The organism is Polyangium jinanense, assembly GCF_028435265.1.
Classification (GTDB): Bacteria; Myxococcota_A; Polyangia; order Polyangiales; family Polyangiaceae; genus Polyangium; species Polyangium jinanense.
In genome coordinates this window covers 196,876-222,355 of record NZ_JAGTJK010000017.1, presented here as the reverse complement: position 1 = coordinate 222,355, position 25,480 = coordinate 196,876, and the positions used below count along the sequence as shown (strand labels likewise).

General features: G+C 69.9%; 11 protein-coding genes. 6 read left to right on the top strand and 5 right to left on the bottom strand.

Annotated elements, in window-relative coordinates; genetic code table 11:
- The first annotated feature begins 371 nt into the window (after nt 1-371).
- The 6 genes from KEG38_RS28005 to KEG38_RS27980 are packed head-to-tail and all read left to right on the top strand — an operon-like array spanning nt 372 to nt 13,941.
- Nucleotides 372-1,154, top strand: coding sequence for a glycosyltransferase domain-containing protein (locus KEG38_RS28005; RefSeq protein ID WP_272422993.1), 783 nt, complete (start codon nt 372-374; stop codon nt 1,152-1,154).
- Nucleotides 1,151-6,775: a type I polyketide synthase gene (locus KEG38_RS28000; protein WP_272422992.1), complete on the top strand. Its 5,625-nt coding sequence runs from the start codon at nt 1,151-1,153 to the stop codon at nt 6,773-6,775. The genes KEG38_RS28005 and KEG38_RS28000 overlap by 4 nt, the downstream gene beginning before the upstream one ends.
- Nucleotides 6,772-10,923, top strand: a complete 4,152-nt coding sequence (locus KEG38_RS27995) for a non-ribosomal peptide synthetase (protein WP_272422990.1) — start codon at nt 6,772-6,774, stop codon at nt 10,921-10,923. The genes KEG38_RS28000 and KEG38_RS27995 overlap by 4 nt, the downstream gene beginning before the upstream one ends.
- A gap of 15 nt (nt 10,924-10,938) precedes the next feature.
- Entirely contained in the window at nt 10,939-12,036 is a 1,098-nt protein-coding gene (locus KEG38_RS27990; RefSeq protein WP_272422988.1) for a class I SAM-dependent methyltransferase, read from the top strand.
- Nucleotides 12,033-12,881 carry a TauD/TfdA dioxygenase family protein gene (locus KEG38_RS27985; RefSeq protein WP_272422987.1) on the top strand — a complete coding sequence of 283 codons (849 nt, stop codon included), beginning with the start codon at nt 12,033-12,035 and terminating at the stop codon, nt 12,879-12,881. The genes KEG38_RS27990 and KEG38_RS27985 overlap by 4 nt, the downstream gene beginning before the upstream one ends.
- Nucleotides 12,882-12,909: 28 nt before the next feature.
- Entirely contained in the window at nt 12,910-13,941 is a 1,032-nt protein-coding gene (locus KEG38_RS27980) for a methyltransferase (protein ID WP_272422985.1), read from the top strand.
- A 7-nt stretch (nt 13,942-13,948) separates the two neighbouring features.
- Here KEG38_RS27980 and KEG38_RS27975 read toward each other — a convergent pair whose 3' ends face one another.
- The 5 genes from KEG38_RS27975 to KEG38_RS27955 all read right to left on the bottom strand — a co-directional run bounded on the left by KEG38_RS27975 (nt 13,949) and on the right by KEG38_RS27955 (nt 25,480).
- Nucleotides 13,949-15,994 carry an ABC transporter ATP-binding protein gene (locus KEG38_RS27975; RefSeq protein WP_272422984.1) on the bottom strand — a complete coding sequence of 682 codons (2,046 nt, stop codon included), beginning with the start codon at nt 15,992-15,994 and terminating at the stop codon, nt 13,949-13,951.
- 132 nt (nt 15,995-16,126) lie between these two features.
- Nucleotides 16,127-16,456 (bottom strand): hypothetical protein, encoded by a 330-nt coding sequence (locus tag KEG38_RS27970; RefSeq protein ID WP_272422983.1) that lies wholly within the window; start codon nt 16,454-16,456, stop codon nt 16,127-16,129.
- Between the two features lie 59 nt (nt 16,457-16,515).
- Nucleotides 16,516-16,803: a hypothetical protein gene (locus KEG38_RS27965; RefSeq protein ID WP_272422982.1), complete on the bottom strand. Its 288-nt coding sequence runs from the start codon at nt 16,801-16,803 to the stop codon at nt 16,516-16,518.
- 149 nt (nt 16,804-16,952) lie between these two features.
- Nucleotides 16,953-24,530 (bottom strand): type I polyketide synthase, encoded by a 7,578-nt coding sequence (locus tag KEG38_RS27960; RefSeq protein ID WP_272422980.1) that lies wholly within the window; start codon nt 24,528-24,530, stop codon nt 16,953-16,955.
- Nucleotides 24,527-25,480, bottom strand: coding sequence for a polysaccharide deacetylase family protein (locus tag KEG38_RS27955; protein ID WP_272422979.1), 954 nt, complete (start codon nt 25,478-25,480; stop codon nt 24,527-24,529). Before KEG38_RS27955 ends, KEG38_RS27960 begins: the two co-directional genes overlap by 4 nt.

The window sequence follows — 25,480 nt, the reverse complement described above, 5'->3', positions numbered from 1 at the left end:
GCTGGACCCGGGGTCGATGAACTGCGCGATGCGCAGTTCATCGAACAGGCCAGGTCAAGACCAATGACGACCCTGCCCATCATTCAACCGGCAACGTCCCCGTCGCCAGCGTGCAACACACCTTCCTGGTCTTGCCACCGGCCTCTTGGAAGAACTGCGCATCGCGCAGTTCTTCCACCCCGAGTCCAGGGCTTGCCCTGGTTCGGGTCGAGGGGCGAACAGCCCCCGCGGGGTCCGGGGCAGCGCCCCGGCGCGGCGGTTTGTCTGCCACGTGGGGGGTTGTCAGGGCCCGAAAGCCATGTTCTCATCGGCGCCGTTCGCGACAGACCCCGACCCTCGATTGGCCCGCGCGGCCCAGGCGTTCCCCCGAGATGCTGAGCACACCTTCGCACGTCGACGCCCCGTCCGAACAGAGAGTTGCCTTCATCCAGCGCACGTTCGGCACGCGCCCGCTGCTCATCCACGCCAACGGGATCCGGGACGCGAAGCCCGGCTGGATCCGGGCTCGCGATGCGTTCTTCGCGCAGCCGCCGCGGCAGATTGGGCCCGTCCCGCGACTCACCATCCTCACATGCAATAACGGCCATGAGGCGATGGGCCTCTTCGAGCGGAGCTGCGCGCACCTCGGCGTCCCTTGTTTGGTGCGCGGGCAGGGCATCTTCCCCTGGGTCAACAGCCGCCACAAGCCCCTCGTGATTCACCAGGCTCTCCAGGAAATCGACACTGAATACGTCTTTTTCGCCGATTCCCGCGACGCCATCCTCGTGGACGATCCGCACCTCGCCCTCGAGCGCTTTGAAAAACTGTTCGACTGCGATTTGCTCTTCAGCGGCGACCGCATCAACTGGCCCTCGCTCAAGGAGTTCCGCCAGTTCGAGTCCTCCCTGCCGGGGGCCAAGGAGTCCGAGTTCCGCTACCTCAACAGCGGCGGGTTCATCGGGCGCACCGCGTATTGCCGCACCTTTTACGCCGACGCGGTCGCGACCGAGCCAGTCGCCGAGATGCCCGATGCCGATCAGGGCGTCCTCAAGAAGATCTTCAGCCGCCATTATCCCCACGTGAAGCTCGATTACCGCTGCGAGCTCTTCCAGAACCTCGGTTTCGTCACCGAGGATCCCTTCGAGATCGTGCCCGAGTCGGCGCCCACGGTATGAGCCCGGCTGAAAAGAACGAGTCCGCCCCGGGCGCGACCGAGCTGTTCGTCTTCTCCGCCCCCTCGCGCGAAGCGCTCCTCGACAAACTCACGGCATGCGACCCTAAGGGCGCGTTCCCGGGCCTCGCTCAGCAGCTCGCTGGGCTCGCCCCCGAGCCCCACCGCGTGGCGATCATCGCCGCCGATTCCGCCGATCTCGCCGCCAAGATCGAGCGCGCGAAGAAGCAACTCGCCGGCGCCGATCGCCCCTTCAACCTGGCCAACGGGGCTTTTTATGGGCGCGCGGACGACGCCGCGGCGCTCGGGCGCACGGCCTTCCTGTTTCCGGGCTTCGGCGCTCAATTTCCCGCCATGCTCGCCGGTCTGCACGCGCATTTTCCGGTTGTCCGGGCGTGGTTCGACCACATGGAGCCCGAGAGCCGCGATGCGCTGATGCGCAATCCGCTCCTCTTCCCCGCGCCCGCCGGCCGGGAGGGAGAGACCCCGCGCGAGCCCGACATCGAGGACATCATGAACTCGGTGCTCGTCGCGGATCTCGCCATGTACCGGCTGGTCGCGCACCTGGGCCTCGGGTGCGACGCCATGGCCGGGCATAGCTTCGGCGAGATCGCCGCCCTGCTCGCCTCGGGGATGGTGGAGGACGACCGGCAGGCGATGCGGCTTTTGCGCAGCATCACGCGCTCCTTGCGCGAGTACGGTCAGGGGGCCTCCGACGACGGCGAGCCCGCGTATACCATGCTCGCTTTGACCGACGCCTCGCGAAAGGCGCTGTCGCACCTTTGGACGGGCGAATCGGCCACGGTGTTCCTCTCGCTCGACAACTGCCCGCAGCAAGCCGTTCTCGTCGGCAAACCCGCGGACATCACCCGCGTCGAGCAGGCCGTGCGCGAACGCGGCGAGATCTGCTTCCGCATCAGCCGCCTCGAATACCCCGTGCACACCCCGGCGCTCGCCATTCCCCGCGACGAGCTCCGCCGCGTGTTCGATGGAATCGAGATCGGCCCCTCGGCCGTGCGCCCTTATAGCTGCTCCTCGGCCGCGCCTTTCCCTGACCGGCCCGACGAGATCCGCGATCTGCTCGCCGCGCAATGGTATACCCCGGTCCGGCTCCGCGAGACGATCGAGCGGCTCCACGCCGACGGGGTCCGTATCTTCATCGAGGTCGGCCCTGGCGGGCGTCTGACCGGGTTCGTCCGAGATACCTTGCGGGGCAAGGAGTTCCTCGCGCTGCCTGTGTACCAGGGGAGCCGAGGCGCGCTGGTCGAGTTGCAGATCCTGCTCGCGCAGCTCTTCGTGCGTGGCCATCGGGTCGATCTCCCTCGCCTCTGGGAGGGGCGCGCTCCGGTTGTCATGCCGGAGGGGAGCCGCGCTCGGGAGACGAGTTTGCCCGCGCCGGTCGCGGCCACGGGGGATCTGCTCTCCCTGCCGCAGGCGAATCGGCGCCGCGCGCTCGTGCAGCTCATCGTCGAGCGCGCGGCGGAGGTGCTGGAGCTCGGGGGAGCGGACCTCATCGATCCCCGCCGGGGCTTTTTCGAGCTCGGGATGGGCTCGCTCTCGTCCTTGAAGCTTGTCGATCGGCTGGAAACGAGCCTCGGCATTTCGATTCCCAAGACCGCTGCCTTCGATCATCCGACCCCCGAGGCGCTCGCCGGGTTTTTGAGTGGTCTGCTCGGCGGGGAGTCCGTGAAAGAATCGCCCCGAGAGGGCGGCGGCGAGGGCGCGGACCTGCACGAGCCCATTGCGATCGTCGGGGTCGCCTGCCGGCTGCCCGGCGGCGTGCGCACGCCGGAGGCCTTCTGGGATCTGCTCCGGCAGGGCCGCGACGCAATCACCGAGGTCCCACGGGATCGCTGGGATCCCGACGCGCTCCGCGGCGCCGAGTACGACGTCCCGGCCCCGTCGTGCCTGCGTCATGGCGGCTTTCTCGACGGGATCGACGGATTCGACAGCCTGTTCTTTGGCATCTCCCCGCTCGAGGCCACGACGCTCGATCCGCAGCAGCGGCTATCGCTCGAGGTCACCTGGGAGGCCCTCGAGCGCGCGGGCCTCGATCCGCGTGGCCTCGCCGGTTCGCCCACCGGGGTTTTTCTAGGAATCAGCAACAACGATTATGCGGCGCGGCTCTCTCCGCGGGAGCGGCTGCACATCGACGGGTACATCGGCACCGGCAATGCCCACTCCACCGCCGCGGGGCGTATTGCGTACGTGCTCGGGCTGAACGGGCCCTGCATGGCCGTCGATACCGCGTGCTCGTCCTCGCTCGTCGCCGTGCACCTCGCCTGCCAGAGCCTCCGGCGGGGCGAGAGCGATCGGGCCATCGCGGGCGGGGTGAGCGTGCTCCTCTCCCCGGAGAGCCACGTTTTTCTGGCCAAAGCCAGCGCGCTCGCCAAGGACGGGCGCTGCAAGACGTTCGATTCGGCGGCGGACGGGTATGTGCGTTCCGAGGGCTGCGTGATGGTGGTCCTCAGGCGCCTGCGCGATGCGCTTGCCGCCGGGGACGAGATCCTCGCCGTGATCCGGGGCTCGGCCGTCAATCATGACGGACGCACGAGTGGCTTCACCGTGCCGAGCGGGCCCTCCCAGGAGGCGGTCGTGCGGCGCGCGCTCGCCGATGCGGGGGTTTTGCCGGAGGAAGTGAGCCACATCGAGGCCCACGGGACGGGGACGGCGCTCGGGGATCCCATCGAGGTGCGCGCGCTCGGAAACGTATTTGCGGCGTCCCGGTCGCGCGCGCCGCTGCTCCTCGGCTCGGTGAAGACGAACATCGGCCACCTCGAGGCGGCGGCGGGCGCGGCGGGGCTGCTCAAGCTGGTGCTCGAACTCGGGCACCGGCAGATCGTGCCCCACCTGCATTTGCGTGAAAAGAGCCCGCGCATCGATTGGGATCGGCTGCCTTTCCGGATCCCCACAGGCGGCGAGCCGTGGGAGAGCGAAGGGCGCCCACGCATCGCGGGGCTCAGCTCCTTCGGGATCAGCGGCACCAATGCGCACGTCGTGCTCGCCGAGGCTCCCGTGCGGTCTGCGGAGGCGAACGAGGCGGGCTCGGACAAATCTCATCATCTGCTGGCCCTGTCGGCGCAGTCGCCGGCCGCCCTTGGCGCGCTTTGCGCGGCGGTCGCGGATAGGCTCACGGAGGAGCCGGCGCCGGATCTCGGCGATGTTTGCTATACGAGCCAGGTCGGGCGCGCGCATTTCCAGCACCGGATCGCGGTGGTTGGCGCGAGCCACGCGGAGCTCGTGGCGGCCCTGCGCGAGCCTCCGGGTGAGCGCGCCGCGCCCGCGCGGGCGAAGACGGCGTTCCTCTTCACCGGCCAGGGTTCGCAATACGTGGGCATGGGGCGGGCGCTTTTCGAAGCCGAGCCCGTCTTCAGGAAAGCGCTCCTCACGTGCGAGGAGATGCTCCGCCCGCACCTCGAAGAGCCATTGCTCGCGGTGATGTTCGGCGAGAGCGCCGCGCCCGAGGGGCGCCCGCTGCTCGATCGCACCGCGTACGCGCAGCCGGCCATCTTCGCGCTCGAATATGCGCTGTTCGAGCTCCTCTCGTCCTCTGGGATCGAGCCGGATCTGGTCCTGGGTCACAGCGTCGGAGAGTATGTGGCGGCTTGTGTCGCCGGGGTATTCAGCCTGGAGGAGGGGCTCGGGCTCATCGCGGCGCGGGGGCGGCTCATGCAATCGCTACCGGCGGGCGGCGGGATGCTCGCCGTCGCGGCCTCGGAAGAGGAGGTGCGCGCCCGCCTGCCCGAGGGGGCGATGGGCCTGTCGTTCGCCGCCGTCAATGGTCCGCGGAGTGTGGTGCTTTCCGGCGCGCTCGACGCCCTCGGCACCGCGGCCGGGGCGTTGCGCGACGCGGGGCTGCGCACGAACGAGCTACAAGTCTCGCACGCATTTCATTCGTCGCTGATGGATCCCATCCTCGACGAGTTCCGCGCCATCGCGTCCCGGGTGACTTATCGGCGCCCGGGCTTGCCGCTGATCTCGGCCCTCAATGGCAAGCGGGTACAGAACGAGCCGACCTCCCCCGAGCACTGGACCGTTCACCTGCGGCAGCCGGTGCGGTTTTTCGAGGCCATGCGCGCGGCCCGGAGCGAGGGCGCGGGGGTTTTCCTCGAAATCGGACCGAAGGCGGTGCTGAGCGGCCTCGGGCTGGAATGCCTGCCGGGCGCGGACGAACGGAGCTTCATCGCGACGCTCCGCCCGCCGCGCGACGAGCGCGCGCAATTCCTGGAGAGCCTCGGCAAGCTTTACGAGCATGGCCTGGAGATCCGCTGGGCGCGCCTGCACGAAGGACACACGCGCCGCAAGGCCTCGCTGCCCACGTATCCCTTCCAGCGCGAGCGATACTGGATCGAGCGCCGGCCCGTCCGGGAGGAGGGGCATCCTTATCGCGCGGAGGCCGCGCCGTCGCGGACGCTGCTCGGCGATCGAATGCGTTTGCCCGGACCTTTCCGGACCGTGCGTTTCGAGTCGCACGTGCGTACCTCGGTGCAGCGTTTCCTCGACGGATATCGGCTCGCCGGCCGGCGCGCGCTGCCGGGCGCGGCGTATCTGGCCATGGCGCTCGCCGCCGGAGCTACACTGTTTGCATCCGCGCCCCTCGCCATCGAGGGATTCGCCGTTCGCGCGCCGCTCTGGCTGCACGAAAAGGCGAGCACCGTCGTGCATACCACGCTCGATTCGCAGGACGACGGCGCCTACCGGATGCAGATCTTCGCCCTGCGCGAAGGGAGCGAGGGGGGCGCGTCAGAGTGGGTCCTCCACGCGGAGGCCACGCTGCGAGCCCTCGCGCCGGGCGAACAGAGCGATCTCCCCGTCGAGCGGGCGGCGGGCGAGGGGGCGGCCGCCGTTCCGCCGGAGAGGTTTTACGAGGCAAGTCAGAGGTTCGGCCTCGTGTATGGCGAGGTTTTCCGTGTGATCGAGGCTCTCTCGGTGGGCGCCTCCGAGGTCGTGGTGACGCTCGCGGCGCGCGAGGTCACGGACCCGGCGACGCGCGAGGATGCGCGGCGCACGACGATGCTCGACGGGTGCTTCCAGGCAATGGGCGCGGCCCTGTTTGCCCAGGGAGGCGAGGATCTCCTGCTCGAATCCGTCTCGCGATTGTTTTTCCACGGCGGCTCGTTCGAGCGGCTGCGGGTCTTCGGCGCGGCGCGCGAGGGGAAGGCGTCGCTGCGTGCATGCGAAGCAGACGGGGGCCGCGTGGTCCTCGACATCGACGGCATTCATTACGGCACGGCGCGCGCCCTCGTGGACGAGCCGCGTGGTGAGGGCGAGGCGGCGGGCGCGCAGGGCGCGTCGATCGTCGAGAGGCTACGCGACGCGCCGGCCGCGGAGCAGCCCGGGGTGATGCGTCATTATCTCGAGCTGCTCGTGCGCAAGATTCTGCGCCTCGCACAGAACCAAACGCTCGATGCGGATCGGCCCCTGCTCGCGCTGGGCCTCGATTCGATGATGATCGTGCAGCTCCGCGCCCGGATCCAGCGGGACCTGGGGATCGAGATCCCGATCGCGCGGATCGTGGAGCGACCGACGCTCGTGGGGCTGACGGAGGCTGCATTGCGCGGGCTCTCCGAGGCCGCGGAGGCGAAGGCCGCCGAGGACGCGCGGTGGGTCGAGGGAGAGTTATGAGCGTGATCGAGATGCTGCGGGAGCGGGTGCTCGAGGGCTTCCGCTTCTGGATCGAGGGCGAGCGGCTGCGTTATCGCGCGCCCCGCGAGGCGGCCACCGAGGCGCGTCTCGCAGAGCTGCGGCAGCACAAGGACGAGATCCTGGACGTCCTCCGGCGTTGCCCGGAAAAACTCGAGGTCTGCCCACTCTCGCACGGCCAGCGGGCGCTCTGGTTCTTGTGGCGGCTCTCGCCCGAGAGCAGCACCTACAACCAATCCGAGCCCTTGCGGATCCGGCGCTCGGTCGATCTCGCCGTCCTGCGAAAGGCCTGCCGCGCGCTGGTCGCGCGCCACCCCATGCTGCGGACCACGTTCCGTACCCACCGGGGCGAGCCGATGCAAGAGGTGGGGCCCGCCGGGGACATCGATTGGGCCGAGATCGACGCCTCCTCGTTCGACGAGGCGCGGCTCGGGGAGGTGATGCGCGATGCGCACCGAGCGCCCTTTGATCTCGAACGGGGTCCGGTGGTGCGGTTCCGCTGCTATACGCGCGCCCCGGATGAGCACCTCCTGTTCGTGACGATGCACCATATCGTTTGCGACGGCTGGTCCTTCGCCATTCTCGCGCACGACCTGCCCGTTCTGCTCGACGAAATCGAGGGCCGCGGCGCGCCGCTGCCGCAGCTCGTTTCCTCGTACCACGATTACGTGCGCTGGCAGCGGGAGATGCTCGCGGGGCCGGAGGGCGAGCGCCTGTGGCAAGCCTGGAAGCAGGACCTCGCGGGCCCCCTGCCGCCGCTCTCGTTGCCCACGGATTTTCCGCGCCCCGCGATGCAGACGTACCGCGGCGATTCTTGCCCCTTCACGGTGCCGGACGAGCTCGCCGCGCGCCTGCGCGCGCTCGCGGGTGAGGAGGGCGCGACGCTGCACGCGACGCTTCTGACCGCGTTCCTCGCGCTCCTGTACCGATATTCGGGGCAAAAGGATCTCGTCATCGGCACGCACACCTCCGGGCGCGGCCGCAATGAGCTCCTGCCCATCGTGGGGTATTTCGTCGATCCGGTGGTGATCCGGGTGGGCGTCTCCGAGGGCCGCACGTTCCGCGCCTTTTTGCAGGACGTGAAGCGCACGACGCAGCGGGCCCTGGAGAACCGCGATTTCCCATTTCCCTTGCTGGTGGAAAGGCTACGGCCCGAGCGTGATCCCAGCCGCTCGCCGCTCTTCGACGTGGCCTTCAATCACCTGAGCACCAAGGGCGCAGGGCGCGACGGGGCCCTGGAGATCCTGCAGGGGCCGCACGAGGGCAGCAAGTTCGACCTCACCCTCACGGTGATGGATGGCGAGGCGACGATCGCGGGCTCGCTCGATTACAACTCGGATCTCTTCCGCAGGGAGACGGCCGCTCGTTTCACCGAGCACCTCGTGCGCCTGCTCGCGAGCGCCGTCGAGGATCCCGAGCGCGCGCTCGACGATATCGATCTGCTCGGCGAGGGCACAGGCGGGCTGCCGGCCGTGCTGCGGGGACGACCGCAGCGTGATCCACGGGCGCGGTTGCCCTTGCACGCGCTCATCGAGGAGCAGGTGGCGCGTTCGCCCTCCGCGCCGGCCCTCTCGGCCGGGGGCGTGACGCTGACCTACGCCGAGCTCAATGCCCGCGCCAATGTCGTCGCGCATCACCTGCGCGCGCTCGGCGTGGGGCGCGACGCCCGCGTGGCCGTGTGCACGGGCCGCTCGGCCGAGGTGATGATCGCCATCCTCGCCATTCTCAAGGCCGGCGGCGCATACGTGCCGCTCGACCCGGGATATCCCGGCGATCTGCTCGCGTACATGCTGAAGCAGGCCGGCGTCACGGTCGTCCTCACGCAACGGGCATTCGTCGGGGCCCTGCCGGCAAGCGAGGCGCGCGTTGTGTGCGTCGAGGAGGTGAGCGGGTATCCCGAGACAAACCCGGAGCCGCTCTCCGGTCCGGAGGACCTCGTTTACGTGATGTTCACCTCGGGGTCGACGGGGCGGCCCAAGGGCGTGGCCATCGAGCATCGCTCGCTCACGAATTACGTGTTGAGCATGATCGAGGATCTCGCGATGGAGCCGGGGAGCCGCTTCGCGCTGGTGTCCACGATCAGCGCGGATCTCGGGAACACGGTGGTGTTTCCCTCGCTGTGCACGGGCGGATGTCTGCACGTGGTGCCCGAGGAGGCGCTCGTCGACAGCGCGGGGTTCGGGCGGTATGTCACGGAAAACCAGATCGATTACCTGAAGATCGTCCCCTCGCACCTCGCCGCCCTGACCGAGGCGAGCCTCGCGGGGCTGCCGCGCAAAGCGGTGTTCCTGGGCGGCGAGCCTTCGCCGCTGCGGTGGGTCGAGCGGCTCGCGTCGCTGTCGGAATGCAGGTTCTTCAACCATTACGGCCCCACGGAGACCACGGTAGGGGTTTTGACGTACCGCTTCGAGCCCGCCGAGATGCCCCTGCCGGCGGCGATCCTGCCCTTGCGTACGCCGGTCGCGGACGCGACGATTCATCTGCTCGACGCGCGCATGCGAGCCGTGCCGCCCGGGGTAGCCGGCGAGCTCTACGTGGGCGGCACCTGCGTGGCCCGGGGCTATATCAATGACCCCGAGCGCACGCGCGAGCGCTTCGTGCGGGATCCAATGGGCAGCGGCGCGCTGCTCTATCGCACGGGGGATCTGGCGCGGCAGCTCCCCACGGGGGATATCGAGATTCTCGGCCGGCAGGATCGGCAGATCAAGCTGCGCGGGTATCGCATCGAGCTCGGGCAGATCGAGTCCATCCTGCGCAAGGATCCGCGTGTGCAGCAATGTGCTGTGTTGCCCGACGTGGACGGGCCGCGGGCGAGCCGGCTGATTGCATACGTGGTGCCCGCCGGCGAGGCGCGGGGCGAGGGCGCGCCGAGCGGCGAGGAGCTCTGGGCCGAGCTGCGGGCGCTCGTCGAGCAGCAGGTGCCGCGTTACATGGTGCCGAGCCGCTGCGTGCTCGTCCCCGACATGCCACTCACGCCCAATGGCAAGGTCGATCATCGAGCCTTGCGCGCGCTCGATACGGGGCCCGCCGAGGAGGCGCAACGAGCCTTGCCCCGCGACGCGCTGGAGCTCGAATTGTGCACGATCTTCGGCGATGTGCTCGGTGCGCCGAGCGTCGGGCCGCGGGACGATTTCTTCCAGCTCGGCGGCCATTCGCTCCTGGCCGTGCGCCTGGTGGATCGTATTCACGAGCGCCTGGGCGAGCGCGTGGCCCTGGGGACGCTGCTCGCGAATCCGACGGTGGAAGGCGTGGCGGGCGCGCTGCGCGCGGGAGGTACGAGCCTCGGCCGCGCGACGCTCCTGCCCATTCGCGCCCGAGGACGCCTGCAGCCGCTCGTGTGCCTGCCGGGCGCGGGCGGAAACGTCATGTATTTCCACGACCTCACGCGGCCTCTCGGCGCGGAGCGCCCGGTGTGGGGCCTGCAGGCCATTGGCCTCGACGACGGCGGTCCGATCCCGACCCGCATCGAGGACATCGCCGCGCGGTATGTGGAGGAGCTCGGACGAACGTTGCCCTCCGCGGAGCCGTATCTGCTCGTGGGGCATTCGTTCGGGGGCCTCGTGGCCTTCGAAATGGCGCGGCTCCTTCGTGAGGCCGGGCGCGGCGTGGGATTCTTGGGCGTGATCGACAACCCCGCCCCGAGCGCGGTGGACGACGGGGCTGCCCGGCGGGACGACACGCAATGGCTCCTGCACATCGCGACGCGCATCGGAAAGCTCTACGGGGTGGACCTCGCGCTGCGGAGCGAGGCATTTTCGGCGCTTTCGTACGGCGAGCAAGTGGCGAGCCTGGTCGAGAAAATGCTGGTCGTGGGGCTCTTGCCGAGCGGGACGAACCGGGCGCATTTCGCGCGGTTCATCGAGGTGTACAAGGCAAACGCGATCGCCGCGGCCACGTACCGATCCGCAGGCGGGCCGATCGACGTGCCCATCCGGCTCTTCCGGGCCCGCGAGGAGGATCCGGAGCTCGAGCGGGAGGCTGTCGCGGGCGACGCGACCCTGGGATGGCAGCGCTTCACGCGCCATTCCGTGGAGGTGTTCGAGATGCCCGGAACCCATATCACGATGATGACCGAGCCCCACGTGCGGGCACTCGGCAGCCGGATGGCCGAGATCATCGGTCGGGATTGAGAGAGGAGGCGAGGCATGGCGGTGCTGCGGCTGAACGTGCAGAGGGCGCGGAAGGTGCTGGTGTCGCGGGCCGTGACGGCCCTCGACCTGCGAATGGTGCTCGCTTTCAAGGAGCCCCGCGACGCCGAGCGCGTCATCGGCGACGATTTCGAGCAGACGCTCGGCGACGGCAATACGCCGCGAGAAGAGGCGCGGCGTACGCTCGAGACCTTGATTGCCGAGGAAGTTCTGGTGCCCGTGGGGGACGCCGCGGACATGGACGGCGCGTGCGCGCGGTTCGGGAGCGAGGCGTCCACGCTTGCCCAGGTCGTGGAGGCGCTCGCAGGCGATCTCGGGGCCATGGGAGCCTTCGCGCAGCGCGAGGTGCGCATCGACGGCGAGGATCCGCTCGCCGTGCTTTCGTCCGTGCGGAGCAAGCTCGACGCCCTGCGCAAGGGCCTCGGCGATGCGCGGGCGCGGTTCGTCGCCGAGCAGATGCAGGGCGTGGTGCGGACCGCGGAGGGCGAGCTTTTCGTGCACCTCGGGTCGGGCACAGCCCGGGTGCCGGGCTGGACGAACGTCGACCTGACGGGCGGCGACGTGCGGCTGAACCTGTGCTGGGAGCTGCCATTCGCGGACGCCTCGGTGCGGTATCTCTACTCGGCGCACACGCTCGAGCATTTCGATTTCCACACCGCTGCGCGGAGGCTCGTGAAGGAGATCCACCGCGTGCTCGCGCCGGGAGGGACGGCGCGGATCGTGGTGCCCGACATCGGGGCCTTCGTGCGCCAGTACGCCGCCGAGAACAAGGCGTTTTTCCGCGAGTACGACCGGACGCGCCCCGAGTTCGCAGGTCCCGCGGGGTACCGGACGGACCTCGCCAAGGTGATGCGCATGGCCGGCTCCGCGGTGAAATCGGGGTGGTTCTTCGAGCACAAGATGGGGTATGATTTCGACACGCTGGCGGACATCCTCCGGCGCGCGGGCTTCTCGACGATCGAGCGGTCCGAGTACCGCGGGAGCCGGCACGAGGCATTGCGCGGAATGGACGACCACAGCGCGTCCACCGGTTTCTCCTACGAGGACGTCGCAAACTCGCTGTTCGTGGAGGCCACGAAAGAGGTAAGCACATGAAGTACGAACTCATTCGCGTCGAGCCCATGGTAGGCGCCCTCGGGGCCGAGATCGGCGGGATCGATCTGACGAAGCCGCTCGCGGATCAGGCGGTTGCGGAGCTCAAGCGAGCGTTCGTCGAGCACCATCTCCTCGTGTTCCGCGGGCAGCCGATCGACGTCGAGCACCAGAAGGCCCTCGGGCGCCACTTCGGGACGCTGCACGTGCACCCGCTCTTCGAATCGATCGAGGGCCATCCGGAGGTCGTCGCGTTCGTCAAGGAGCCCGAGGATCGCGTGAACGTCGGCGGAGGCTGGCACGCGGACCTCACCTGCCTGGAACGGCCGCCGCTCGGCTCGATCCTGCGGGTGACGGAGACCCCCGCGCGTGGAGGCGACACGCTCTTCGCGAACATGGTCGCGGCCTATGAGGCGCTCTCGCCCGCGATGCAAAAGTTCCTCGAAGGGCTCACCGCGATCCATACCTCGGCCAAGGTGTACGGGCCCTGGGGGAAGTACGCGCATAGCAAGGGCAAGACCGGCGCGCCCGCCAAGATCGACAACGCCGGGCAACACGCGGCGCATCCGATCGTCCGGACACACCCGGAGTCCGGCCGCAAATCGCTGTTCGTGAACCTGGCGTACACGATCTTCATCAAGGGCCTGAGTCTCGAGGAGAGCACGGCCATCCTGGAGTTCCTCTACAGCCACGCCGTCAAGGGCGAGTTCACGACCCGCCTGCGCTGGGAGAAGGACACGATCGCCTTCTGGGACAACCGCTGCACACAGCATTACGCAATGAACGATTATCACGGCATGCGGCGCGCGGCCCTGCGGGTGACGATCGAGGGCGACCGGCCCGCCTGACAGCCGATACGAAAGGGAGGAAAATTCGATGGACGTGCTCCAGCTCGTGGGAGCGTCGTGGATCTCGAAGTCGATCGCCGTCGCGGCGCGGCTGGGTGTGGCGGATCTCGTCGAGCAAAAGCCTTTGCCGGTGGACGAGATCGCCCGGGCTGCGGGGGCGCATCCGGAGGCCTTGCTGCGGCTCTTGCGGGTGCTCGCCGCGGCGGGGGTTTTTACGTTCGACGCCGAGGGCAAGGTCGCGAACTCCAAGCAGTCCGAGCGCTTGCGGACGAACCACCCGCAATCGATGCGCCATTTCTGCATGCTGGCCGGCGAGCATTATTACGACGCCTGCGGCGCGCTCTTGCACACGGTCAAGACCGGAGAGCCCGCGTTCCGGCACGTGTTCGGCGGTTCGATTTACGACGTGATGATGAAGGACCCGGAGGCGGCCCTGGTCTACGACAAGGCCATGGCCGATCTCACGCGCCCGGTCGCCGCGCTCGTCGCCGCGCGCCACGATTTCTCGGGCGTATCGACGATCATCGACGTCGGCGGCGGCAGCGGAACCATGCTCGCGGGGCTCCTGTCCGCCCACAAGCACCTGCGCGGCACCTGCATCGACCGCGAGGATGTCTGCGCGCGCGCCGCCGCGGCCCTGCGCGCGTCGGGCGACGAGGATCTCGCGGACAGACTGTCCTTTCATGGGCAGAGCTTCTTCGAGTCGCTCCCGGAGGGAGGGGACGTATACATTTTGAAGAACGTCCTCCACAACTGGGGTCACGACAGCTCGCTGCGGATCCTCCGCCAGATTGCGGAGGCCATGCGCCGCAAGGTGGCCTCGGGCGGGCGCGCGCCGCGCCTCTTGGTGATCGAAGCCCTGGTCGAGGGGACCGATACCTCGCTGCGCAAGCTCGTGGACGCGCTCTTTCAGGTGGCACTCTGCGAAGAAGGCACGCGCGAGCGCACCGAGGCCGAGATGCGGGGGCTGCTCGGGGAGGCGGGGCTCGGGGTGGTGGCGATTCAGCAGCTCCCGACGGAGCTCGCGGTCATCGAGTGCACGCTCGCGGGCGCGGGCTGACGTCGCTTCAAGACGCGGGCGAGGACGAACCGGACGGGTCGGAGGGCGGTGCGGGGAGCGCCGCCTCCCCCGTCTGGATCCGCCAGAAGCTGGCGTACAGGCCATTCTGGGCGACGAGATCCTCGTGGCGCCCCTGCTCGCAGACGACGCCGGCGTCGAGCACGTAGATGTAATCGGCGTTTCGCGCGGTGGAGAGGCGGTGCACGACCATCACGGTGGTGCGGCCCTGGGTGGCTTCGCGGAGCGAGCGCTGCAGCGCGGCCTCGGTCTCGTTGTCCATCGCGGAGGTGGCCTCGTCGAAGACGAGGATCGGCCGCTGCGAGAGGAGGGCGCGCGCGATGGCAATGCGCTGCCGCTGGCCGCCCGAGAGGCGCGAGCCGCCTTCGCCGACGTCGGTGTCGTATTTCGCGGGCATTGCGGTGATGAAATCGTGGGCCTCGGCCATTTTCGCGGCCCATTCGATCTCCGCCATGGTGGCATCGGGCCGCGCGTAGGCGATGTTGTCGCGGATCGAGCCCGCGAAGAGGAAGATCTGCTGGCTGACCAGGGCCATGGAGGTACGCAGATCGGCGAGGTCGAGCTCGCGCACGTCGATTCCATCGAGGCGGACCGCCCCGGCGTTCGCGTCGTAGAAGCGCAGGAGCAGCTTCAGGACCGTGCTCTTGCCCGCGCCGTTCGAGCCCACGATGGCCGTGGTCTTGCCGGCGGCGAAATGCATGTTGATGCCGCGTAGGACGGGGTGCTCGGGGGTATAGCCGAAAACCACGTTGTCGAGGACCAGGTCGCCGACCACGCGTTCGGTGGGCAAGGGCCGAGGGCCGCTGAGGATCGTGGGGCGCTTGTCGAGGACATTGAGGACGCGCTCCAGGGAGACCATGGTGCGCTGGTACTGATTGAGCGCGAGGCCTATCCAGCCGAGCGTGCCGAGCAGCCGCAGCGAGGTGTAGGCGAGGAAGTTGTAGGCGCTCGCGGCGATGCGGCCGCGCACGACGAGCCCGGCGCCCCAGACGAGCGTGGTGAGGAACCCGAAGCCAGCCACGGTGCGGATCGCGGGCACGTAGGCCGAGCTCAAGGCGGTGGCCTCATCGGAGCTCGCCACGAACTCGAGGCTCGCCTGCTCCACGCGACTGGCCTCGCGCTCCTGGGCATTGAAGCCGAGGACCGTGGCGAGGCCGGAGAGGTTACCCACCATGAGGTTGTCGAGCAGCGCCTGAGCGCGGCGCGAGGCGATCAGGCGCTTGCGAATCGGGCCGAGGAATTCCGCCGAGACGTAATAAATGGCCGGGAAGATGAGGAATTGGACGGCCGCGAGCGGAGGGTATGTCGTGACGAACGCCGCGCCGACGATGATGATGTTGACGAGGATGGTGATGAGCGGGTCGATCCCCTCTTTGAGGAACTCCTCGAGGCGATTGATGTCCTCCTGGAGGACGCTCAGCCACTCGGCCATCTGGCGGCCCTCGAACTCGGCGAGGTCGAGCGTCTGGATGTGCCGGTAGACGTCCTTGCGCAGGTCGTGCTGGACGACGTTGGCGAGCCGGCTCGAGAGGCGCGCGTGCGCGTACCCCGTGGCAGAGTCGAGCGTCCAGGCGCCGAGGCTGGCGGCGCCGAGCACGCTGAGCTGCGACGCGGTCGATTTGAACCCGAGGCGGGCGATCGACGATTGCGGGCCGCGCGTGACGATGTCGAGGCCGGCGCTGATCATCAGGCTCGGCGCGGCGTCGAAGGCGCGATCGAGGATCGTCGTGGCCAGCGTGAGGGTGAAGAGGCGGCGGTGATGCTGCGAGCGCTCGAACAAGCGGAAGAGCGGCTGCGTCCGGGCGGTCGTCGCCTTGCCCGCGGGCAGCGCAGGCGAGGACGACGTGCCGGTTTCGGCAGGGGCGCTCGCGGGATCATGCTTGCGTAGCGCGTGCGCCTCGCGCGCCAGGTGCAGGGCCTCGTGGAGGATCTTCTCGACCTCGGCGAGGGGCGTCTTTTTATCGAAATGGACAAGGACGCGCCCGGTGAGCGCATTGACTGCGACCGAAGCCAGGCTCGCGTGCCCCACGAGCACGCGGGCGAGCTCTAGGGCAAAGTCGGGACGGTCGAGGATTTCGGGAATTTCCCAGCGGGCGCGTCCTGGCACCGCCGAACGAATGCGAAGAGTCATATCGTGGGGTGCGCTCTCGAAAAGGGGGAACGGCTATCAGCCCAGCGTGGGCTTCGCGGCGACCTGCTCGCGCAGCTGCGCGATCTCCTTGCGGAGCGCTTCGAGGGCCTCCGCGGTCGCCGGCGCGGTGGCGTCGGCCGCGAGCCCGCTCTTGGCCTCTTGATGGATGGATGCGAGCCCCTGCTTCGCGTCATCGACCACGCCCGCGGCCGCATTCTTGAGCCCGACGGCCTTTTCCTTGAGCAAGAGCCCGCCCTTCACGGTGCCCACGGCCGCGGGGCGCGCCACGCGCTCACCGATCAGCGCCGCCGCGGCACCGGCGACGAAGAACTTCCACCCAACGACCTTCGTAACCCACCACATCATATGAGCTTGTCCTTTCGTATTCGGGGCGCCCTGGGGCCCGGTGAACTTCGGTACGCTGATCAGTTCGCTGTCTTCGTCTCCGCGACGCCGTTCGTCTCGGACGTCTCGGGATTGGCCTGGGCAACCTTCGCCTCGGCCTCGGCCTCGGCCTCGAGCGCTGCGCGGGCCTCAGAGACGATGTCTTCCAATTCCTCTTTGGCCCTGGCCACGAACCTCACCGCTTCGTGACCGGCAACGATCGTGCCTTGCACCGTCTTCACGGCCAGCGTGTGCGCAGTACGCTTGACGGCTTCGCTATTGGCCGCGAGGACCATCGCCGAGCCGAGGCCGAGCAAAAATTGCAGCATGGTCGTCTTCCATCATGGTAGCGAAACGTAAAGGGACGACAGCTCTCCGCAATCGTGATCCCCTGATGCGGAGTACGCCCCCTATAGCACAACCTTGGCAAAAGAGGAACAACGGTGCAGCACGTGCCGACGTCGCTCCTCGGCGCGCTTCAGGGCGCGATCTCGGCCTCCCTTCGCGCCGTGTGCTCGCCAGCGCTCGCAGTCGCCCAGGGGCCATCGCCGGCCACGACCTCGGCGGCGCCGCCGAGCTCGACCTCTTCGCGGAAGAATCGGCAGCCAGCCTCGGTCTCGATGGGGATGATTCCACGCTCGCGGAGCTTCGCCTGGACCGCAGGTTTGGCCATGCCCACCGAGGCCCACGGCCCCCAATTGATGCACATGATGCGCGCGCCCGGCAGCCGCGCGCCGAGCCACCAGGCGTAGCGGTTCAAGACCTCGTTGGCGGCCGCGTAATCGGTCTGTCCGGGGCTACCGATCCGGCCGGCGATCGAGCCGAAAAACACCACGGCCTTCGGCGCGAAGGCAGGCAGGTGCCGGCCGAGCAGGTATGCGCTGTCGACCTTGGTATCGAAGACACGGTCGAAGGAGCGCAGATCCTTGCTCGCGAGCCAGGCGTCCTCGATGACCCCGGCGCCGTGGATGACGGCGTCGAGGCGCCCGAAGGTGCCGCGGATCCAGGTGAAGAGGTCATCGACCGCCGCCGGATCGCGCACATCGCAGGTCCGGTACACGACCTTGAGGCCCGCGCCGGCGAGCGCTGCGAGGTTCTGGCGGATCTCGCGGTCCACGAGGATGCGTTGGAGGAGGGCCTCGATGCGCGCCGGCGCCACGGCGGCGCCGTTCTGGCTGGCCTGGGCGAGGAGATGGCGCCGCAGGGCCGGGACGTCCTTCAGGCCGGCGGTCGCCGGATCCTCGGGGGCGGGCTCCGCAGAGCGGCCCGTGATGAGGACCGTCGCGCCCGGTTTGGCGAAGCGCGCGAGGATCTCCGCCGTGATGCCGCGCGCGCCGCCGGTGACGAGCAGGACCCAGTCCGCACCGGGCTCGAGGGGCGTGCCGGCGCGGGGGGCGTGGGCGACGGGCGCGAGGTGGAAGGCGCTGCGCGTGCCTGCGCGATAACCGACCTCGACGTGGCGATCGGGGTGGAAGAATTCCTCGACCAGGGCCGCCGCGATCGCCGCGGGCTCGTGGGAATCCGCGAAATCGACGGCTGTGGCATGCAGGCCCGGCCATTCGAGGACCAGGCTCTTGAGCAGCCCGACCGATGCGCCGCCGGTGGGCAGGCCGGGGCCGATGGCGCCGTCGCGCCCGAATTGCCCCCCGAGGAAGCTCGCCGCGACGACGCGCGCGCCTCCCACCGCGGCGAGCGCTTGCAGGCGCTCGGCATTGAGGGTCAGGAGCAAGAACAGCGATTTCGCGTCGATCTGCGCGGCGCGCCGGAACTCCTCGAAATGGGAGGGGACCGGGCCACGCGAGAGGGGCGCGAGGTGGAGGATGGCGGCGGCGTCCGCGACCTTGCCGAGGCGGCGTAGGGCCTCGGGATCCGCGAGATCGGCGCGGCGAACGAGGAGCGTCGGGAGGCCCCGCGCCTCGAGGGCCCGCTGCACGAGCGGCGCGATGCCGAGCTCGTCCTCGGTGAGGATGACCGTTCCCTTCAGCGAGAGCGGCGCGCCGGAGGGCAAAGGGGCGCGCTCGCTGCGGGGCAGGCAACGCGCGCAGGAGGCCGCCTCCACGCCGTTCGGGGCGGCGGCAGCGGGGGCGGCGACGGGCGCGGGGGCTGCCTTCGCGGGAGGCACGGGCGCGCGCGCGGCGGCGCCGTCGAGCGCGCTGACGATGCGCCGTGTCACCTCGCGGAGGGTGCGCGCGCGGAAGAGGCCGTCCGGCGCGGCCTTGATGTTGGTGCGCGTGGAGGCGGGGAGGGTGGCGAGGGTCTCTTCGAGGAACTGCACGCGCCGGATCGAATCGATGCCGAGCTCGCCTTCGAGGTCCATTTCCACGCCGAGCGCCTCGATCGGATAGCCGGTCTGGTCGCTCAGAGCGCGGACGAGCATCTGTTCGAGCGCGGCGGCGTCGAGCGCGGGCGCAGCGCTCTCCTCGGCTGGCTTCTGCGCGATTGGGGTGATCTCGGGCAGCGCAGGCGGAGGCTCTGCGGCGTGGCCATTCTTGAGCGAGACAACCTCGGGCACGGGCGCAGGCACGGGCACGGCGGTGTTCGTAGGCGTGGCCGCGGGCGCATAGGCAGGCGTGGCCGCGGGCGCATAGGCAGGCGCGGGCGCGGGCGCATAGGCAGGCGCGGGCGCGGGCGCGGGGCGCGTCATTCCGGCCGGCGTGCTCGGAACCGGGACGTACGCTTGCAAGCCGGCAGGAGCGCCCTGGCGGGCGAGATCGAGGAAGCCTGCGAGCGCCTGCTCCTCGAGCGCGAGGAAGCGCCGCATCGTCTCCTGGTACGCGAGGTAGGCGGTGACGATGGGATTCGCGCTCTCCGTCGGCGCGAGCGGCGCCGCCACGTGCGTGCCGTTCTGCGGAGCCGCGTACGCGTGCAAGCCGTTCTGCTTGCTGCCGTTCGTTCCATTCATTCCATTCACGCCGTTCGCCCCGTTTGTCCCGTTCGTACCATTGATCCCATTCGCGCCATGGGCGCCATGGACGCCGTTCGTTCCATTCGCGCCGTGGCCCCCATTCGCACCGTGATGCGCGGTTGGCGCGGCGAACGCTTCCACCTCGGGCGCGCTTCGCGTCCGGGCAGGGGGGGCTGCCGGCGGCGGCGCAGCGGCGGCGCTCGGGGCAGCGCGCGGCGGCTCCTTCGTGGCCTCCTTGGCCCTTTGGTCACGCATCTCCAGGGTCACGAGGGGCTTGGGGAGCAGCTTCTCGCGCGCAGCCTCCGAGGCAGGCCGCGCGTGCGTGCAGTTGACCCACCACACCGACGCCGACACCTCCGCGGGCCGCGTCTCCTGCAGCAGCCGATCAAGCGTCAGAAGCTTGACGTCGCGCCCCTCGTGCAGCCGCGCGAGATCGATCTTCGCGCCGCGGATCACGAGCTCGCCGAGCGAGGTGAGGAGCTTGCGCAGGCCGCCGCCGCGCGCGTCGAGGGCGATGCTCGCGTGCGGCTTGCCCTCGAGGATGCGCGAGACGAGCCGCGACAGCAGATCACTCGGGCCCACCTCGACGAAGGTGCGCGCGCCGCCTTCGTACATGGCCTCGACCTGCGCCACGAACTCCACCGGTCGCAAGAGGTGCTCTTGCATGCGCGCGCGGAGCACCTCCGGCGAGGTGGAATGCGGCTGGCCGTTGATGTTGGAGTACACCGGCACCACGGGAGCCGCGAGGGAGAGCGCCTGGATGGCCTCGTCGAGGGGCGCGGCGGCGCTCGCCATCAGGGGCGAGTGGAACGGGCCGCCCACCGGGAGCGACTGCGTGCGCAGCCCCGCCTGTTCGAGCACCTCCGACGCCCGCGCGAGGCCTTCGAGGCTGCCGGAGATCACCGTTTGCTGGGGCTCGTTGTGGTTGGCCACGACGACGTCCGCGATGCCCTGCAAGAGCTCGGTGACGCGCTCGCGCGGGCCACGCACGGCCTTCATGCTCCCGCCCTGCGAGGCCTCGGCCATCACCCGCCCGCGCACCTCGCAGAGCCTCACGAACTCCGCGCGCGTGAGCGCCCCCGCAGCGTGCAGCGCCGTGAGCTCGCCGAAGCTATGACCAGAAACCATGTCCGGCGAGAGCCCAAGCTTGCGGAGCAGATCGAGCAGGCCCAGCGAGACGGCGCCGATGGCGGGCTGCGCGCGGTGCGTGCGGGTGAGCGCCTCGAGTTGCCGATCCGCCTCGGCGTCCGAGAACGTCGCGGGCGGGTGCATGAACGAGCTGAGCCCGCGCGGGAAGCGATCACGCAGCGCATCATCGACGAGCTCGAGGGCGGCGCGCATCTCGTCGAAGTAGACCGTGGCCTCGCGCGCCATGCCCACGTACTGCGCGCCCTGGCCGGAGAAGAGGAAGGCGATGCGGCCCGGGTTCTGCTCCTCGCGGCGCGAGACGAGCACCTGCCGTTGCGGCCCCGTGGCGGCCTCGCCCCGCAGGCGCTTCTCGGCCACGGTGAGCGCCTCGGCGAGCTCGTCCAGGCTGCGCACGACGAGCGCCACGCGCGGCCCTTCGGGCGCAGTGGCGAGCGCGCGCGCGCAGGTGTACGCGAGGTCTCGCAGGCGCGGCTTGGCGCCGCCCGCGAGATCACGCTTCAGGCCTTCGATCCGCGCGAGCAGGCCCGCTTCGTCGGCGGCCGCGAGCGGGATGATCTCGCAGGGCCACTCGTCGGCGCCCGCAGGCCGCGCATCGAGGCCGTCGGTGTACTCCTCGAGCACGGCGCTGCTGTTTGTCCCACCGAACCCGAACGCGCTGACCGCCGCGCGGCGCGGGTGGTCGGGGTGGTGGAGCCAGGGCCGAGGCTGGTCGAGCAGGTACGCGGGGGACTCGGCGTCCGCAAGGGCATCGATGGGATCTTTGACGCCCGCATGCGGCGGCAGCGTGCGGTGGTGGAGCGCGAGCGCGGCCTTCATCATACCGGCCACGCCGGCGGTGAGCTTGGTGTGCCCGATGAGGCTCTTCACGGAGCCGACGGCGCAGGTCTGCGGCGGCGCGCCCGCGCGCTTCATGGCGCTCGTCAAGGTCTCGACCTCGGTGCGATCGCCGAGCGGCGTGCCGGTGCCGTGGGCCTCGTAGAGGCCGATGGAGTCGATGGTCACGCCCGCGCTGCGGAAGGCGCGGTCGAGGGCCCGGCGCTGGCCTTCCACCTTGGGCACGGTCAAGCCGACGCCGCCGCCGTCGCTCGAGCCGCCGACGCCGCGGATCACGGCATAGACCCGATCACCGTCGCGGCGCGCATCCTCGAGCCGCTTGAGGATGAGCAAGCCCGAGCCCTCGCTCGTCACGATGCCGTCGGCCGATTTGTCGAAGACCCGCGCGCGGCCCTGCGGCGAGAGCGCCTGTGTCTTGGAGAAGGCGAGGTACATGAACGGCGTCTGCGAGCCGTCGGTGCCGCCCGCGATCACCACGTTGCTCTGCGCCGTGGCGAGCTCGCGCACGCCGAGGTCGATGGCGATGAGCGAGGTGGCGCAAGCCGCGTCGAGTGAGTAGTTGGGGCCGCCCAGATCGAGCTGGTTGGCCACGCGCCCCGCGGTGACGTTGGAGAGCACGCCCGGGAACAGCTCGCTCGACCACTCCACCAGGCGGCCGAGGACCTCCGGCGTGGGAGACTCCGACAGGATCGGCAAGAGGCTGCGCGTGAGGATCTGCTGGCCGAAGAAGCCCCCCGTGTCGTTGTTGCCGACGATGGTGGCGGTGTTCTCGCGATCGAACCCGCCCTGCGCGTAACCCGCGTCGGCGAGCGCCCAGCGCGTGACCTCGAGCGTGATGAGCTGCGCCGGGCAGATGCTCTTCATCACGTTCGGCGGGATGCGGTAGGAGAGCGGCTCGAAGGGGATGTCGTCGGCGAAGGCGCCCCACTTGCCGTACATCTTGTCGCGGGCCGCCTTGTCGGCGTCGAAGTAGAGGCGCACGTCCCAGCGATCACGCGGGATCTCTCGGATCTGATCCGCCTGGTCGAGGAGGTTGCGCCAGTACTCTGCCGGGCTCTGCGCGCCGGGCAAGAGCACGCCCATGCCGACGATCGCTACGCCCTCGTCGTCGCCCACCTTCTCGGAGGGCGGCGAGGCATCGGCCGCCGCGAGCACGCGCGTCGCGCCCTCCGCGACGTCGGCGTGCAGCTCGGCGATGGTGCAGACCGACGAGCGCATCGTGGCCACCTGGCCGATGAGGTACATGCCCTGCTCGGACTGCTGCGCCTCGTCGACGGTGACGATCTGGCCCGAGGGATCACGCGTGATGCCCTTGGCGGCGATCCGCAGCCGGCCGAGACCGAGCCCCTCGAGCTCCTTCTTGACCTCGCCCGGCGGGTTGCCCGAGGCAACGAGCTCGCGACGCAGGCGCTCGAACTGATCGGCAAAAGCGGTGTGCGCGACGCGGTTGGCGTGGCCGAGGCCGCTCGTGAGCAGCACGGTCTCGCGGCACGCGAGGGCCTCGTCCTGGTAGCGCTTCACGATGGCGCCCGAGTCGACCGCCTCGCGCGTGAAGAGGTACGCGGTGCCCATCAGGACGCCGCAGCGGATGCCGCGATCGACGAGGGCCGCGCTCATGGCCGAGACGATCGCCGTCGAGCGGGCATCGTGGATGCCGCCCGCGAAGAGGACGTGGATCGGCTCGCCCGAGGTCGGCGCGCAGTCGAGCAGCGCCTCGATCATCACCTCCCAGAGGGGCAGGCTCGCGAGCGGACCGACGTGCCCGCCGCACTCGCGGCCCTCGAAGACGAAGCGCCGCGCCCCCTGCGCGACGAAGCGTCGCAGGAGCGCCGGCACCGGCACGTGGAGGTAGGTCTTGATCCCCTTCGCTTCGAGGTCCGCCGCCTGATCCGGGCGGCCGCCCGCGATGAGCGCGAAGCGCGGCGAGACGCGCAGGACCTCGTCGATCTGCTCGCGCTGCAGCTCGGGCGGGACGAAGCCGAGGATGCCCACGCCCCAGGGTTTGTCCCCGAGCGCGTCGCGTGTCGCCTCCAGGATCGGGCGCGCGTGCGCCCCCGTCGAGAGCGCCAGCGCGATGAGCGGCAGCGCCCCGCCCTCGGCGATCGCCTGCGCGAAGGCGGGTCGATCGCTGACGCGGGTCATCGGGCCCTGCACGATCGGGAGCTCGGTGCCGTGCGCGCGCGCGAGCTCCGCGCCCGGCGCGAACGGCTTCAGCTCCTGCGCGCGCGCGAGGAGACGCGCGCTCTGCTCGAGGATCGCTCGGACAAACCGGCCGGTGGTGACGTATTTGTCGCGGACGAGCTCGGCGAGCCCGGCCGCTTGTCCCACGGGCCACGCGGCGCGCTCGGGCTCGGAGAAGCCCACGATCTCGTCCACCGCGCGCGCCCACGCTTCTGCGCCGGCGGCGTCGCCCGCGACGAGCGCCTCGAGATCCTTGAGCCGCGCGAGGCCGCCGAAGAGCGGGCGATCGAGGACCCGGCAGGGCTTCGCGCCGAACGCCCCGAGGATCGCCGTCTCCTGCCCGCTCATGCTGCGGAGCTTCTGGCGATGCACGTCCGAGAGCGGCGACTCGCGCGTGAGCAGGAGCTGATCGTCGAGCACCACGCCGGCCGCGCCGGCCGCGCGAACGCCCGTCGCGGCGTGGATGCCGATGCCGCCGCGCGCGTACACCGGGGCGCGTGTCGCGCCGAGGAGCTTCTGCACGAGGAGGAACGTCGTGTCTTCTCCAACGAACCCGCCGCACTCGTGACCGCAGGCGATGAGACCGTCGTGCGCGAGGCCTGTGGCTTCGATCGCGAGGGCCTCGTCGAGCGAGCGCACCTCGACGAAGACGCGGCTCGCGGGCGTGCGCGCGAAGAGCTCGGCCGAGGGAGATCGCGTCCACACCACCACGAAGTCGCGCCCGGCGAGCGCCTCGAACACGGCGGCGAAGCGCTCGTGCTGCGCGGGCCGGAGGCGGACGCCGATGATCTCGTCGGGGCGGGTGCGCTCGCGGAGCCAGCGCACCTGCGCGGCCGCGTGCTCGGGAATCTGCTCTCCGGGGCCGGCAAACTCCAGATCGAGGACGCCGATGCCACCGGCGCGTGCCGCAGCGGCGGCAATGCCGGGGCGCGTGCTGGTCGGCGGGCAGAGAGCGATGCACTCGAAGTGTCGGGTCGGTTTGCTCATCGGAGATTCCCTGCCTGATCTTCTGGGCTTTGCGCAGGTGTGACGGCCATGTCTCGAAGCAGTTCGAGGGAGACGAAGCGGCGCAGGCGATAGCGCGGCGTCGCGCGCTCGTTCGTCCCGGGCTCGGTGGTGAACGCACAAGAAAAACCCGCCTCGCGAGCGAAGCGCGCGGCGCGCTCGTCGACGTGCTCGGATCCGCCGTAGGGGTACGCGAACGGCGCGCCCTCGAGCCCGAGCGAGGCGGTGAGCTCGGCGGCGTTGTCGAAGATCTCGCGGCGCAGCTCGTCGTCCGGGAGCCGGCTCATCGTGCGGTGGGTGCGCCCGTGGCCGCCGAGGGCCCAGCCCGCGCGCACGAGATCTTGGGCCTGCGCGAGCGACAGCTTGCGGAACTTCGGGGAGCGCGCGCCCTGCTCGTCGATCGCGGCCTCGTCCACACCAAGCTCGGCGAAGAGCCGCTGCGTGTGGCGGTGGCGTTCGTCCTCGGGCAGCGTCTTGAGGATCGCCTTGGCTTGCTTGAGCGTGGGCAGGCGCGCGGCTAGCGCGCCGAGCGCGCGCCGACCGAGCCCGAGGTACGACAGATCGATCTCGGCGCGCTCGGAGAGCCGGAAGGCAATCTCCAGCCGCTCGAAGTGCAGCAGCCGATCCGGCGGCACGAGCGCGCCATCCTGCGTGCACACGAACACCGCGGCCGTGAGGCCGAGCTCCGCGAGCACGGGCCGCGCGTGCTCGTAGACGCCCGCGTAGCCGTCATCGAAGGTGATCGTCAGGGTGCGGTCCGAACGCTCGCCCGCTTCGAGCCGCCGGAGCGCCTCGTCGAGAGGGACGATTTCGAACTGGCGGCGGAGTTCCTCGATCTCGCGGCGGAAGCGGTTCTGGTGGGCGCGCGAGAGGCTGCGATCGAAGGGGTCGAGCGCCTCGTCGACGACGTTGTGGTAGTAGACGGCTCGCAT

What these genes read in the sequence shown, in the direction of transcription:
- KEG38_RS27990 (WP_272422988.1), top strand. Translation starts at nt 10,939, where the DNA reads ATGGCGGTGCTGCGGCTGAACGTGCAGAGGGCGCGGAAGGTGCTGGTG.
- KEG38_RS27960 (WP_272422980.1), bottom strand. Translation starts at nt 24,530, where the DNA reads ATGAGCAAACCGACCCGACACTTCGAGTGCATCGCTCTCTGCCCGCCG.
- KEG38_RS27995 (WP_272422990.1), top strand. Translation starts at nt 6,772, where the DNA reads ATGAGCGTGATCGAGATGCTGCGGGAGCGGGTGCTCGAGGGCTTCCGC.
- KEG38_RS27955 (WP_272422979.1), bottom strand. Translation starts at nt 25,480, where the DNA reads ATGCGAGCCGTCTACTACCACAACGTCGTCGACGAGGCGCTCGACCCC.
- KEG38_RS27965 (WP_272422982.1), bottom strand. Translation starts at nt 16,803, where the DNA reads ATGCTGCAATTTTTGCTCGGCCTCGGCTCGGCGATGGTCCTCGCGGCC.
- KEG38_RS28005 (WP_272422993.1), top strand. Translation starts at nt 372, where the DNA reads ATGCTGAGCACACCTTCGCACGTCGACGCCCCGTCCGAACAGAGAGTT.
- KEG38_RS28000 (WP_272422992.1), top strand. Translation starts at nt 1,151, where the DNA reads ATGAGCCCGGCTGAAAAGAACGAGTCCGCCCCGGGCGCGACCGAGCTG.
- KEG38_RS27985 (WP_272422987.1), top strand. Translation starts at nt 12,033, where the DNA reads ATGAAGTACGAACTCATTCGCGTCGAGCCCATGGTAGGCGCCCTCGGG.
- KEG38_RS27970 (WP_272422983.1), bottom strand. Translation starts at nt 16,456, where the DNA reads ATGATGTGGTGGGTTACGAAGGTCGTTGGGTGGAAGTTCTTCGTCGCC.
- KEG38_RS27980 (WP_272422985.1), top strand. Translation starts at nt 12,910, where the DNA reads ATGGACGTGCTCCAGCTCGTGGGAGCGTCGTGGATCTCGAAGTCGATC.